Below are 14032 nucleotides of genomic sequence, written 5' to 3' on the forward strand. Positions count from 1 at the left end.
TAATGGAAGGCTTCTTTGGCATTTTAAAGAGAGAAATGTTTTATGGGTTTGAAAAAAATTTTAAGAATCTAACTGAATTAGAACAGGCGATCAGAGAATATATCGATTATTACAATAATGAAAGAATCAAAATAAAATTAAAAGGACTAGCCCCGATAAAATATCGGGAACTAGTCCTAAGTTAAAGTTTAATAATCTGTCCTAATTTTAGGGTTCAGATCAACAGCGCAAAAGAACAATCTTATTATTGATTTAGTCGGCAGTGCTATCAATGACAAACTTTATCAGCATATTCAGAACAATGACGAAGTTATTAGTGTCGCACAAAATGATTTATTTGGTGTTAAATTCATTAGTAAACCAGCTTTACCAAAGGACTATAGTTTCTTGATGAATGAAATTTCAAACAATAGATTATTTATACCTATTAATCAAATTTTTAATTACAAAAATTTTAATGAAGCAATAGAATATCAAACTACAAGCCCAAGCAGAGGAAGAAATTTGATTTCTTTTAAAGATTAATATGCTATAGTAAACAGTACTATGAACAACTTTGAAGAAGTAATTTCTAAAAAAATAAGTAAAACAATTAAACAAGAACGGATAAATAAAAAGCTTTCTCAAAAAGAATTGGCCGAAGGAATTTGCTCACAAGGAATGATAAGTAGTATCGAGCATGGTGACTATATACCAAATACTGCTATTTTTATTGCTATATGTAGCAAACTAAATTTATCTATTGATAAAGCTTTTTTAAAAGAAAAATTAAATTTTAGCAATAATACTTATCTTGCAAATACAACCTTTAAATTATGTAGAGAACATAAATATACTAAGCTTATTAAATATTTGGATGATCAAAATATTATTGCATCCCTTAATACTAATCTAGACTTTCAAACTTATTATTACTATTATAGCTGTTCAATATATCAAGTTAAGCATGATTTATTGGCTTGCCAGCATTACTTTGAGGTGGCAATTTCATACTCTATGAATGTTTCAAAGCCAATTCCTAAAAATTCTATTGAACTACTATTACTTAATTCTTTAGGTGTTATTTACTTTCAGTTAGGAAGAAACAAAGAAGCCTTTAAAATATTTAAAATAGTAAATAAATATTCATCTACCATTAGTGATGCACAGTCTGAAAAGCTTAACGTAATTCAATATCAACAAGGTAAGATTTATTTTGATTTAGCAAAATACGCGACTGCTTTAAAATTGTTCTTATCAGGATTAGACAGGATCAATAAAATTCATGGAAATTTCATGTTAGGCAATTATTCTTCAATGATCTTAAAATGCTACCAAAATATCAAATAAATACACAAACTAAAAAGCACTCAATTTTTATATTAAGTGCTTTTATATTTAGTAGACTTTGAGCAGACAACCAAATTAATTTTTACCTTTTTCATAAAGCTTGTTCTAAATAAGTATTGTTAAATTGAAATTTCCTCATAACTTAACATGACCTTTTATTCCCATTCAATAGTTGAAGGTGGCTTACTCGTTACATCATAAACGACGCGGTTAACGTTATCAACTTCGTTAATAATTCTCGTTGAAACTTTTTGCAAGACATCCCACGGCAAGCGCGCAAAATCGGCTGTCATCCCATCAATTGAAGTTACTGCCCGAATGCCAATGGTATAGTCATAAGTACGGCCATCCCCCATGACGCCAACTGATTTAATTCCTGGTAAAACCGTGAAGTATTGCCAAACTTCTTCTTCTAGACCTGCCATTTTAATTTCCGCACGTAAAATGGCATCACTTTCACGCACTAATTCCAATTTATACGCAGTAACTTCACCTAATACTCGAATACCAAGACCGGGACCAGGAAACGGCTGGCGCCAAACTAAGTCATGCGGAAGCCCTAACTCTTCCCCAAGCTGACGCACTTCATCCTTAAATAATTTTCGTAATGGTTCAATTAGTTGAAAGTGCATATCCTGAGGCAGACCGCCGACATTGTGGTGCGATTTAATTGTCTGCGCAGTATTCGTGCCACTCTCAATCACATCCGTATAGAGCGTCCCTTGCGCCAAAAAATCAACATCGTGCATTTTTTGTGCTTCTTCATTAAAAACTTCAATGAATTCTTTACCAATAATTTTACGCTTTTGTTCAGGATCAGTTACACCTTTTAATTTAGTCAAAAAACGCTCTTGGGCATTTACTCGGATGATGTTTACACCTAAATCTTGCTTCAAAGCAGCCATCACTTCGTTGCCTTCATTTTTGCGTAACATCCCGTGATCAACAAAAATTGCAGTCAATTGCTGACCAATTGCCTTATGTAATAAAGCAGCTGTTACACTCGAGTCAACGCCGCCAGATAAACCTAAAATAACTTTTTTATTACCAACAGTTTGCCGAATATTAGCAATTTCCAACTCAATAAAATCAGCCATTGACCAATTAGCCTGAGCCTTGCAAACCTTAAAAGCAAAATTACGCAAAATATCTAAGCCATACTCGGTATTGCGGACTTCAGCATGAAATTGAATACCATAAAACTTACTTTGTTCATTAGCAATCGCTGCAATTGGACAATTTTTACTTGAAGCAATCGTTTTAAAGCCAGTTGGAACTTGCTTAACTAAATCACCATGACTCATCCAAACATATTCATTTTTGGGTAAACCACTGAATAAAATGGAATTAGTATCTTCGACTTGAATATCAGCTTTACCATATTCAGAATTAGCAGCTTTTTCAACTTTGCCATTTAAATAATATGACATTAATTGCATCCCGTAACAAATTCCCAAAATTGGAATTCCTAATGTGAAAATTCTGGGGTCAACTTTAAGAGCATTCTTATCATAAATACTGTTGGGGCCACCTGAAAAGATAATTCCTTTGGGATTAATTTGCTTAATCTTTTCTAAGCTAAGATCATGAGGCAATAGTTCGGAATATATACCAAAATCACGCAAGCGCCGAGTTATTAATTGATTATATTGACTACCAAAATCTAAAACAATAATTTCATCAAAATTATGAAGATCTTTTTCCACTCCCATAATGCTCCTTCTCTAATCACACAACAAATCAAATAAACTTTACTAATAATTGCTATTTTGGTCAACTGTTTTTTTATCTAGTAATTAAAATTATACGAATTATATCTTATATATGTATAATATAATTCGCTTTTAAAAAACAAAAAATAAGCTTGCACATCTGTTTTGAGTTTGCTAGAATTCATTACACAAGTAACTATAAATCTATATATTGTCGTAATCAGGTCGGCAGTTTCTACTCAGAACCGTAAATTCTGAACTATGGGTTAAACAATTTCAATAGCTTTTTGCTATTTTAAGAGGCTTTTTTACCATAGATACTGGTAGAAAAGTCTTTTTTGTTCTAGGAGGAAAGTCATGAATTTGTTAGAAGAGCGTATTCGCCAGAATGGCGAAATTTTACCCGGCAATGTGTTAAAAATCAACTCATTTTTAAATCATCAAGTTGATCCAGAATTAATGATGGCCGTCGGCAAAGAATTCGCTAAATTATATAATAATACTGGCATTACCAAAGTTTTAACTTGTGAAGCTTCTGGAATTGCTCCAAGTGTGATGACAGCTTATGAATTACACGTTCCAATGGTTTTTGCCCGTAAGAAGAAACCTTCAACACTCAATGATGCTGTTTACTGGGCCGATGTCTATTCATACACTACCAAAACGGTAAATCAAATTTGTGTGGAACAAAAATTTTTAAGTAAAAATGATCACTTATTAATTATTGACGATTTTCTTGCTAACGGTGAAGCTGTTAAAGGCATGATAAATATTGCTAATCAAGCTCAAGCAAAAGTTGTGGGAATTGGTGTTGTTGTTGCTAAATCATTTCAAGGTGGTAGTCAATGGATCAAAGATCATGGTTACCGCTTAGAGGCTTTAGCCAATATTTCTAGTTTAGCTAATAATCATGTGCAATTTGTAGGAGAAGAATAATGGATCAAAGAGAAGTCAGTCATCAAAAAGCGGCAATTCTTGGGTTACAACATTTACTGGCCATGTATTCTGGCGCAGTTGCCGTCCCATTATTAATTGGTACTGCATTAAAATTTAGTCCTGAACAGATGACTTACTTGGTTTCCATTGACATTTTTATGTGTGGACTTGCTACACTTTTACAATTAGTAACTACCAAATTTTGGGGTATTGGTTTTCCTGTGATTTTAGGTTGCGCCATCCAAGCAGTAGCTCCTTTGCAGATGATTGGTCATAAATTTTCAATCAACAACATGTATGGTGCCATTATTGTTGCCGGCATCTTTGTAATTTTAATTGCTGGTTTTTTTGCCAAAATCAAAAAATTCTTTCCCCCTGTTGTCACTGGTACCTTAATTACCACAATTGGTTTAACCTTAATTCCAGTTGCCATTCAAAATATGGGCGGTGGTAATGCTGCTGCTAAGGATTTTGGCAGTAGTCAAAATTTATTACTTGCCTTTTGCACCATGTTCATTATCTTAGCTTTAGAAATTTGGACAAATGGCTTTTTACAGTCAATTTCAGTTTTAATAGGATTAATTAGTGGAACGCTTATTGCTGCTTGCTTAAATCGAGTTTCATTTACACCAGTAATCGCAGCATCTTGGTTTCATTTACCACAACTTTTTTACTTTGGGGCGCCTCATTTTGAATGGTCTTCAAGTTTGACAATGATCATCATTGCCTTAGTTTCAATGGTTGAATCAACTGGCGTCTTCTTTGCCACGGGTGATTTAATCAAGCATCAAGTTTCAGAAGAAGATCTTAAAAAAGGCTATCGGGCAGAAGGTATCGCCCAAATTTTGGGTGGTTTATTCAACGCTTTTCCTTACACTACCTTTTCCCAAAATGTTGGACTTTTACAGTTGTCAGGCATTAAAACTAAGCGGCCAATTTATTGGACCGCTGGATTGTTGATGACGATGGGGCTACTACCCAAAATTGGCGCTCTCGTCACCATTATTCCAACACCAGTATTAGGCGGTGCCATGCTAGTAATGTTTACCATGATTGCCGTTCAGGGCATTAAAACTTTAGTCCAAGTTGATTTAAGTAATAACAATAATATTTTAATTATTGCTCTTTCAGTTGGCCTAGGACTAGGTGTTACTATTTATCCACAATTTTTCCACAATTTACCTGCAACTATTCAACTTTTCCTAAATAACGGTATTGTGATTACCAGTCTATCGGCTACTATTCTGAACTTACTGCTCAATGGTGCTAAGTCCGAAAACAGTTTGACTGCTAACCAAATTTAGTCACATCATAGTAAAGTAAAATAGTACTCTTGTTCTATTATAGGGAGTGAAGTTAACGCCCAGAGTTAGACGCTAACATTATTTCATTTTCGTTAAGGCCGTATTCCGATATTCAAGCGGGGTGCGGTCTTTTAACGTGTACCTAATGCTAGTTTGTATTTGATCCACTTTTCGATGACCTCCGGCAATGCCTTTTAATTTCCATTACTAGTTACCATAGACAAAAAGAATTATAATTTCTCCTAAAAACCAACCATTTTTTTGCAATTAATGTCCATTTTTTAATACAATATACCTTAAGAACTTTGAAAGGACAATATTTATGAAAAAAGCAGAATGTACAACCATTCTTGTTGGTAAAAATGCCAGTATTGATGGTTCAACCATGATTGCCCGCAGTGAAGATGGTGGTAGAACCATTATTCCAGAAGGGTTTGAAGTTATTACCCCTGAAAAACAACCTAAACACTATGAAAGTATCATCAGCCATCAAAAAATTGATGATGAAGACTTACTAGATAACCCGTTGCGCTATACTAGCGCACCAGATGTTTCAGGCGAAAGTGGTATCTGGGCTGCTGCTGGAATTAATTCAGCTAACGTTGCCATGACCGCCACTGAAACGATTACTAGCAACTCTCGTATCCAAGGAATTGATCCTTTACTACGTAAAGGTGGCTTAGGCGAAGAAGACTTTGTTACTTTGACTTTGCCTTACTTACACAAGGCTGTCGATGGAGTTAAACGAGTTGGTTATTTACTTGAAAAATATGGTACCTATGAAATGAATGGCATGGCTTTTGCTGACCACGATGAAATCTGGTATCTTGAAACAATTGGTGGTCACCACTGGATTGCCCGCCGAATTCCTGACGATGCTTACGTAGTTGCTCCTAACCGCTTAAATATTGATGAATTTCATTTTGGTGAAGAAGGCTTTATGGCCGATGAGCAGTTAGAAGATTTAATTGCCGCCTACCACTTAAATCCTGATCGTGAAGGTTATAACATGCGGCATATCTTTGGCAGTTCAACTATCAAAGATGCTCATTATAACAATCCTCGTGCGTGGTATGTACATAATTATTTTGATCCAGAATTTGGTGGCACACCAAGCGATCAAGATCAACCATTTATTTGCCATCCTAATCGTAAAATTAGTATTGAAGACATTAAGTGGGTTGAAAGCTCACATTACCAAGATACACCATATGATGTTTATGGTGATCAAGGTACATCAGAACAAAAGAAAGCTTTCCGGCCAATTGGTTTGAACCGGAACTTTGAAACTCATATTTTGCAAGTAAGAAATGATGTTTCTGAAGAATTAGCCGGTGTGCAGTGGCTTTGCTTTGGACCAAATACTTTTAACAGTATGGTGCCATTCTATACCAACATTAATGACACACCAGCTTCATTTAAGACCGGACCAAAATTTGATTTGAAGAAAATCTTCTGGCTTAACAAGTTAACTGCTCAACTTGGCGATACTAACTTTAAAGTATACGGTGAACTTGAAACTGATTTTGAACAAAAATCATTAGCTGAATGCCATTTCATTCAACACGAAACGGATGCTAAGGCAAAAAATCTTACAGGCGAGACGGCTACAGAATTATTAACTGCCGCCAATCAAAAGATGGCTGATCAAGTTTACAATAATACCATTGAATTACTTGGCAATATGGTCAATGAAGGTCATTGCTTAATGAACTTGAAGTTCGATTTATTAGATTAAATTTAAAAATAAAAGCGGTAAGTTAAAACAACTTACCGTTTTTGAATGTGGTTTTATTTATAATCCTTTGCATTTACTATAGCCCGTTTTGCTTACATGCAATTTTTACTACTTAAATGCGGTTTTATTAGCCAATTTACTAAGGAATTGTAGGAACATAGTTACTTACCTACTATAACAGTTGTTAGAAATAATTTACTCGTCAATTTTTGTAAATTTAGTTTCTAAATATTTGCTTCTGATTTTAATTAAAATTCTTCATCTTCAACAAGTGATGAATCTTTACAGTAACGATAAATTCCTGTTTTACCTGCCTCAACTATCATATCGATTAATTTTGAAGAAGATACTTGACTCCGGTTAATGAAAAGTTCTAGTAACATTGGAATATTGACTCCTGTTATAATTTCCATATTAGGATATTTTTCTACTAACTTAATCAGCATGTTAAAGGGGGTTCCCCCTTTTAAATCAGTTAAACAAATAATAGAATTAGAAAGTAAGCCAATTTTTTGATCTAAATCATTTAGCAATTCGTCCAGTTCTTCACCCATTTCAAACTTAACAGTTTGACAATTATCCTGTTTTCCACAAATCATTTCTGCAGACTTGAGTAATTCTGTTGCAGAATTTCCGTGTGTACAAATTAAAACTCCTGTCATTAACTCAAAACCACCTAACATTAATAATCTAAAGCACGATAGTAACGTCGAATGTCCATTGGGTGTCGATTAATGTGTTCAATATGAACATCAATTCGGTTATTAATTGCATGGAAAACAAATGGTGATAAAGCTCCCCGATATTTTTCAGAGAAGCCAAGCAAATCATAATCCTTAGAATCAATGATCGTATAATTTCCACAAATTTCTGGTAAAAACTTGGCTACTCGTTCACTAAGTGGGCGCTGAGAATCTTCTCCTACATACACAGTAACAGGGGTATCACGATCAACCACTTCAAACATACCATGGAAAAATTCAGCAGCTTCAATAGCACGAGTTCTAATCCAATGTTGTTCTTCCCAGTAGCACATTGCATATGAGTACGTTGCTCCCCATTGGTTTCCTGCACCAACAAAGTAATGAATTTTGTCATCATGGTGCTTTTCAGCGAATTCTTTTGCAAAGTTATCAGCTTTTACACCAATTTCAGCAATATCTTCTGCAAAATGATCATCCATCTCTTGGTAAAATTCATTGTAATCAGAAAATTCGCCATTCAAATACATTAAGCGATCTCCTACCATAAAAAATTTTAATTGTTCATTTTCGGGGTAAGAGATACAATATGTCAAATTGGAAGCAAGTTTTGCCTTTGGATCATCCATGAAGCCCAAAATAGTAGCACCAACTTCATTTAACTTCTTAACAGCTTCAACCATTTCTTTCGTATTTCCAGTGACTGATGAAATAATTACTAATGTTTTATCAGTAATACGCTTGTTATCAGTAACCAAATATTCAGCAGCATTTTGGTAAAAAGTTTCTAAAGCACTTTTTTCTTTCATATGAATGTTGGCCTGCATTCCAGATGCATAGGTCCCACCAATTCCCAGCCAGCAAATATTTGAAATACCCTTTTCAAACAATGGATCAACTATTTCGTTAATTTTACTTCTCAAATTAAGAGCACCATTCATACTATCAATTAATTTTTGCTTATTAAATTTACGCATTTTTTCTCTTTCTTTAAACTTTAACTGTTATTAACTAAAACTTATATTTTCGACGCCGTAATTTCATCAAAATCCGAGTAAGCTGAATGTTGTAAATCATTGCCCTTTATTTTTGACAACCGATAGGCCAATAAATGTATTGGAACGGTCATAAATAACGCAACCAATAACTCGTCAGTTTTGACTTTGAGACTTAAATCATGACTTTTTTTATTTTTAGCATCATCTGCATAAATTGAATATACGTGATCAACATGCTTATTTAAAAACTGTTTCAGCAAGTCTGCACGCTTTTGTAATTTTCCGTTAGGCTCTAGGCAAATTATGAAGTCGTCAGACATTAATCCTAAATACGGTCCATGCATATACTCCTCTAATTCTTTTCCCCATGAACTGATTCGCACAGCTTCAGTAATCTTAGTTTCTCCTTCGCGGCTTATACCATAGGCCGAACCATATCCAATGAATATCAATCGCTTAGCAGCAGCAAACTCATTTAAATGCTGATCAACCCATTTACTTGCACATTCAATAACATTAGGCATCTTCTGCACGATTTTCGAAATTTCTTTAAAATATTGTTGATAATCCTCAACCGTAATTTTTCTAGTCGCTTTAGCAATTGTTAGTGCAAACAATAATAGATCCAAAATTTCAACGCTATAACCTGCACTAACATAAGGCATTTCTTCAACTGGCATTCCCATCCTCAGAATGTTTTTACCAACCTTAGCAACTGGGCTATCAAACTCACTTGTTAGTGTAAATACTTTATGCCCTGTGTCTTGCAATCGTTCAACAAGTTTAACCACTGAATAACTATGTCCCCCCTGTGAAATAGCGATACACAGGGTATTTTGCTTAACATTCAACAAATAATTCTCGGAAATAGATGGTTCTTCAATCTGAACAGGCATTTCCAATACTTTACTCATAAAAGGTAAGGCACCATATGCAGCGTTTGAGCTCGATCCCGTTGCGTAGATGACAACATTATCAATATCATCCAACTCGCCTTTAGAAAATTGATTACCAAAGAGGCTTTGATAATTATCTAAAACATTTTGATAATATTCAGGCTCTAAGTTGACATAATCTTCTATATTTTTCACCAATATACTCCTTAAAATATTAGCCTAATAAACCAGACCAAGCACCAAAAATACCGATAGCCGCAATCAATAGTAAAATATATTGCGACTTCCAACCTTTTCGGTCTAGCCAAAAGATAAATAAAGTAAATAACAGCGGCAAAATCCCTGGTACAATACCATCACAAATTTTTTGGACAGTTGTTGCTTCGGCGCCACTACCAATTTTCAACGGCATCTTTAAAGTAACCATTGACGCTACCATTGCACCTACTACAGCTAAGCCTAAAACTGATGCACCGTAGGTTAATTTATCCATTAGACCTGTTTTTTGAATTTTATCGATAAAAGATGAACCAACGTTGTAGCCAATAAATAAGCCGTAATATCGTGTTAAAAGAGCTGGGATATTAAAAATTAGCAAAAATAAAATTGGTCCTAGTATATTTCCTTGCATCGCTAGTGAAGTACCAATACCAGTTGCAATTACACGCAAAGTACCCCAAAAAAATGAATCACCGATACCACTCAAGGGTCCCATTAATGCAACTTTTATGTTATTGATTGATGCATCATCAAATTCAGGATCAAGCTCATTCTGTTCCTCCATTGCAATCGATATTCCTAATGGAAAAGTACTCAGCCAAGGAGTAACATTATAAAACTCGAGATGACGCTGATAAGCAGCCTTAAGCTTTTCTTTATTATTACCATAAATTTTGCGTAGCGCTGGAACCATTGAATAAGCATAGCCTAAATTCATTTGTCTCTCATAGTTCCACGCCCATTCCATCGTAAATGAACGCCAAAAGGTTTTCATTAAGTCCCTTTTCGTGAGTAACTTAGAATTCTTCATCTTCATAGTCAATGCCTCCATCTTCTACATTTGTTTTGTTGCTATTTGTGGTCATGTTTACAATTGGCTTACCATTAAATGCGGAATAACCAGTTAAGATTAGAGCTAAACAAGCACCAAAAATGGCTACTCCTGTAACAGAAATCTTGAGGTAAACTGCTAACGCAAACCCAATAATAAAAAAGGTTGCGTTTTTCTTATTGATCATCATTTTCATCAAAAGAGCAAACCCATAAGCTGGAAGTAATCCCGTCGCTATTCCTAACCCATTAATAATAAACTGGGGAATAGCATTTAGAATTACTTTAATTACAGGACTGCCCAAAATATAAGAAATTCCAACTACAAGACCAATTGGTAAGTTAACTGAGAAAAAGCCTCCAAGTACATTCATTCGACTGACTCCGCTACCATCACCAACTTCTGCATAGTGATCAGCGCGGTGAACAAAATATGGCAAAATAAAGATAAAACACAAGTTTTTAATAACTAAAACTAGTGAGGCAATTGGAATACCAAGTGTTAGGGCAACTGCTGTACTTTTTCCTGCACCAATAGCAAAGGCCGTTCCTAAAACACTACCAGAAATAATTTCGGGAGGAATCGCTGCACCAATTGAAAATGAACCAACAAAAGCAAGTTCCAAAGTTGCTCCCATAATAATTCCTTGTTGCAGGTTTCCAAGCACCAAGCCGGTCAAAGTACAGGTAACAAGCGGTCTTGATAACATCGATGAACCTAGAAAGTACTCACCATTTCCTAACATTGCAATCAAAGCTAAAATAATTGCCGTTAAATAAACATTCATAACTTAGCCCCCAATTTTTACTTATTAAATTTTTGTCTATCGTCACTTGGGATTTGTTGAATCCAAACGTCTACTCCACTATCTTCTAGTTTTGAAAGCTGATCGGCTTCTTCAGAAGTTAAGTTAATAGTTTTGGAATAGTTTTTAGTTCCTGGTCTCGGCTTGGTTCCACCCAAATTTAATGACTTAATCTTACTTTTAGTTCCTTCAATTAACTTAAAAGCATCTGCTACAGATTCAACCACGATAAGAATTTTGTACTTATCAGTTACCCCCGAATTAATTGCTTTGATACTATCATCAACCGACTTCATTACTAACTTTGAATTGTCAGGTTTAGCTAATCGAATAGCAGACTTTCGAAAATCATCTTTAGCAACATCATCATTTACCACAAAAATTGTGTTTACATCTAGACTATTAAACCATGAAACTGCAACTTGACCATGAACTAGTCGGTGGTCGACTCTTACAAGCTTAATCATTATTTATTATTCCTCCACTAATTAAAAATCGATTGAGTACTTTGTAGTTAAAGCATCCTGTAACCTGTACTCAACAGCTACAATTTTGCCACGTTTAGTTGAAAAAAGATTGGTAGTTTTAAAAATAGGACCCTGCTTCTTAATTTTAAGCTGCTTAGCAATCTCATCGGTTGCTTTAATAATCTGTAATTCTTGCAACAAATTTGCTGGTCTCAGTTTTCCTGAACCAACTGCCTCAATAATCGACATTACTTTTAAACAACTTGGATCAAACCCAGGAAATAACACCAAAGGAAGCAATAGTTTTTCCCACGTTAGCTGATCATTTATTACAGTAATAAATGAAATGTAGTATAAAAGTTCATTAGAACTAATATGAAAAATATTTGCGTAATAATAGCCAACTAATCTTAAATAACTATCTTTGAATTTTATCATATCTGAAGAGCCAATATATGATGGTTTAATAACACCGGTCATCTCTAAAATATTTTGCTTAGAAATTACTGGAGCTACAAACAATCCGCTTCCTTTTTTTCTAATCACCTTGTTTTCGGCTACCAGTTGATCAACAGCTTTCCGAACTGTTGTCCTACTAACTTTATAACGATGTTGTAGTTCAGCTTCAGTGGGTAAACTACTTCCTGGTGGATAATCACTTTTACTTATCATTAATTTTAAATCAGTATAAATTTCCTTAAAAAGCAATATTAATCCTCTCGATAATCATAAATATTGTTTGCATTAAAATGATATTTAAAATAACTACCAATCAAATATTGTGTAGTGGTTTCAAGTGGCTCATCATTATCTAAATAATTAAAACTATCAACCTTATAAAGGGGCATATTTTTCTGTATTTTTAGTATTTTACTGATTTTTTTATCAGCTAGGCAACAAGTAATATTTTCTTTACCATAAGTGGGCTTAATTCCGTACTTCTTCTGCAATAATTTATACAAAGATATGTTAGTAAAATCAACTTTGATTAAGTCTGCAAATTTTGCCTGATCAAAATAGACAATCTCGTAAGTAATTGGCTTACTTTTTCTCATGCGCATACGCTCTATTTTGATTAATTTATTAGTCTCTAAACCAAAAAAATTCTGCAAATTAATGGGTAAAGCGATTATTGTAGTTAATAAATGTACTATTGCTACCGAATCATCATTTAATTCACTTGACATTGATTTCATGCCGAGCATATTAATGTCAACTTTGGTATTTTTTACTATTCCCGTCCTTTCTTTAGACGAAATTAAATCTTCACTTTTTAATTTATCTAATGAATGCAAAACCGCATTCCGACTAATTCTTAATTTATCAGCAATCTCTCTTTGAGATGGCAAAACCTTGATATCAGGCTTAAAGCTAATTAAATCTTGAAGATACTCCTGTGCTTGAACGGCAGCACTTCTTTCTTTATATTCCATTTTATTTATTGGTTCTTTTTTTTAACTTGGTGTATTTTTTGCGAATAGAAAATAGCTACACAGACAATAAAGTCAACTTTTTTGTCAAATCCAAATGATAGATTATTATTTTTTGGTACCAAAGATATAGTAATCGCTTTCACAAATTGTGTCAATACCTTTTTTATTTTAAAATCAAAAAATTGAAACAACTATTTACTTACAAAAAACAAAAAAGCTATATTTGCTCTTCATTGCAAAATATAGCTCTTTTAAATAAGTGATAAATACTTTAATGTTAATAATTAAGTAATCGACACATTTTCAGTTTTGGATATCGTAAACACTCTCTTACGCAATTGACCAACATTTCTTTTAAAAATCGTGTTATAAAAGCCCGATCTTTCAATTATTTGGTCAGAATATAGGCTAACAGTAATTACATTACTTTGCTTTTCTATTTCATTAGGTGTCAAATACTTCTTCAAATCAATTATTTCCAAGTTTTATACCTCTATCCATTTCTAAATAAAACTATCTAGTAGACATTATGTTGAAGTTTACCACCTTTTCTAATCTGCTCCAATCTAATAAATCTCTTTAAAATAAATCACACTAGAATTGCTTGATATTGTAGACAAGTATTAAAAAAATATACACAAATAAATACTGGATACAAATAT

16 protein-coding genes and 1 riboswitch are annotated in these 14032 nt (G+C 33.8%); of the genes, 6 read left to right on the plus strand and 10 right to left on the minus strand.

Annotated features, from left to right (window positions below; translation table 11 throughout):
• From F5ESL0246_RS06670 to F5ESL0246_RS06675, 3 genes are all read left to right on the plus strand, one after another.
• The coding region (locus F5ESL0246_RS06670; protein WP_147441037.1) for an IS3 family transposase at nucleotides 1-185 on the plus strand (185 nt) is incomplete at its 5' end.
• Between the two features lie 205 nt (nucleotides 186-390).
• Nucleotides 391-525, plus strand: coding sequence for a hypothetical protein (locus tag F5ESL0246_RS08465; protein WP_255409622.1), 135 nt, complete (start codon nucleotides 391-393; stop codon nucleotides 523-525).
• Between the two features lie 21 nt (nucleotides 526-546).
• Entirely contained in the window at nucleotides 547-1329 is a 783-nt protein-coding gene (locus F5ESL0246_RS06675; RefSeq protein WP_122018911.1) for a helix-turn-helix transcriptional regulator, read from the plus strand.
• Between the two features lie 155 nt (nucleotides 1330-1484).
• Here the strand turns inward: F5ESL0246_RS06675 and guaA are convergent, their stop codons facing one another.
• On the minus strand, nucleotides 1485-3041 hold the full coding sequence (gene guaA, locus F5ESL0246_RS06680) for a glutamine-hydrolyzing GMP synthase (protein ID WP_199688586.1): 1557 nt from the start codon (nucleotides 3039-3041) through the stop codon (nucleotides 1485-1487).
• Nucleotides 3042-3225: 184 nt separating this feature from the next.
• Nucleotides 3226-3323: riboswitch (purine riboswitch) on the plus strand.
• Between the two features lie 75 nt (nucleotides 3324-3398).
• Between guaA and F5ESL0246_RS06685 the strand changes: the two genes are divergently transcribed.
• The 3 genes from F5ESL0246_RS06685 (at nucleotide 3399) to F5ESL0246_RS06695 (ending at nucleotide 7019) form a co-directional block, all read left to right on the plus strand.
• Nucleotides 3399-3977: a xanthine phosphoribosyltransferase gene (locus F5ESL0246_RS06685; RefSeq protein ID WP_122018913.1), complete on the plus strand. Its 579-nt coding sequence runs from the start codon at nucleotides 3399-3401 to the stop codon at nucleotides 3975-3977.
• Nucleotides 3977-5281: a nucleobase:cation symporter-2 family protein gene (locus F5ESL0246_RS06690; RefSeq protein ID WP_122018915.1), complete on the plus strand. Its 1305-nt coding sequence runs from the start codon at nucleotides 3977-3979 to the stop codon at nucleotides 5279-5281. The genes F5ESL0246_RS06685 and F5ESL0246_RS06690 overlap by 1 nt, the downstream gene beginning before the upstream one ends.
• A 322-nt stretch (nucleotides 5282-5603) precedes the next feature.
• Nucleotides 5604-7019 (plus strand): C69 family dipeptidase, encoded by a 1416-nt coding sequence (locus tag F5ESL0246_RS06695; protein WP_122018916.1) that lies wholly within the window; start codon nucleotides 5604-5606, stop codon nucleotides 7017-7019.
• A 248-nt stretch (nucleotides 7020-7267) separates the two neighbouring features.
• Here F5ESL0246_RS06695 and F5ESL0246_RS06700 read toward each other — a convergent pair whose 3' ends face one another.
• From F5ESL0246_RS06700 to F5ESL0246_RS06745, 9 genes are all read right to left on the minus strand, one after another.
• Nucleotides 7268-7681 carry a PTS sugar transporter subunit IIA gene (locus F5ESL0246_RS06700; RefSeq protein ID WP_122018918.1) on the minus strand — a complete coding sequence of 138 codons (414 nt, stop codon included), beginning with the start codon at nucleotides 7679-7681 and terminating at the stop codon, nucleotides 7268-7270.
• Between the two features lie 20 nt (nucleotides 7682-7701).
• Nucleotides 7702-8697 carry an SIS domain-containing protein gene (locus tag F5ESL0246_RS06705; RefSeq protein WP_122018920.1) on the minus strand — a complete coding sequence of 332 codons (996 nt, stop codon included), beginning with the start codon at nucleotides 8695-8697 and terminating at the stop codon, nucleotides 7702-7704.
• Between the two features lie 41 nt (nucleotides 8698-8738).
• A complete protein-coding gene (locus F5ESL0246_RS06710) occupies nucleotides 8739-9809 on the minus strand; it encodes an SIS domain-containing protein (RefSeq protein WP_122018922.1) in 1071 nt (356 codons plus the stop codon).
• Between the two features lie 19 nt (nucleotides 9810-9828).
• The gene (locus F5ESL0246_RS06715; RefSeq protein WP_122018924.1) at nucleotides 9829-10650 is read right to left on the minus strand and encodes a PTS system mannose/fructose/sorbose family transporter subunit IID; all 822 of its coding nucleotides are present in this window, start codon (nucleotides 10648-10650) and stop codon (nucleotides 9829-9831) included.
• Entirely contained in the window at nucleotides 10631-11452 is an 822-nt protein-coding gene (locus tag F5ESL0246_RS06720) for a PTS sugar transporter subunit IIC (protein WP_122018926.1), read from the minus strand. Before F5ESL0246_RS06720 ends, F5ESL0246_RS06715 begins: the two co-directional genes overlap by 20 nt.
• A gap of 17 nt (nucleotides 11453-11469) precedes the next feature.
• Entirely contained in the window at nucleotides 11470-11937 is a 468-nt protein-coding gene (locus F5ESL0246_RS06725) for a PTS sugar transporter subunit IIB (protein WP_122018928.1), read from the minus strand.
• Between the two features lie 21 nt (nucleotides 11938-11958).
• The gene (locus F5ESL0246_RS06730; RefSeq protein ID WP_233553569.1) at nucleotides 11959-12645 is read right to left on the minus strand and encodes a GntR family transcriptional regulator; all 687 of its coding nucleotides are present in this window, start codon (nucleotides 12643-12645) and stop codon (nucleotides 11959-11961) included.
• Nucleotides 12646-12647: 2 nt separating this feature from the next.
• Nucleotides 12648-13370: a GntR family transcriptional regulator gene (locus tag F5ESL0246_RS06735; RefSeq protein WP_122018932.1), complete on the minus strand. Its 723-nt coding sequence runs from the start codon at nucleotides 13368-13370 to the stop codon at nucleotides 12648-12650.
• 284 nt (nucleotides 13371-13654) lie between these two features.
• Nucleotides 13655-13852: a hypothetical protein gene (locus tag F5ESL0246_RS06745; protein ID WP_122018936.1), complete on the minus strand. Its 198-nt coding sequence runs from the start codon at nucleotides 13850-13852 to the stop codon at nucleotides 13655-13657.
• Between the last annotated feature and the right edge of the window lie 180 nt (nucleotides 13853-14032).

The sequence above is a fragment of the Lactobacillus sp. ESL0246 genome (genome assembly GCF_003692965.1).
GTDB lineage: Bacteria > Bacillota > Bacilli > Lactobacillales > Lactobacillaceae > Lactobacillus.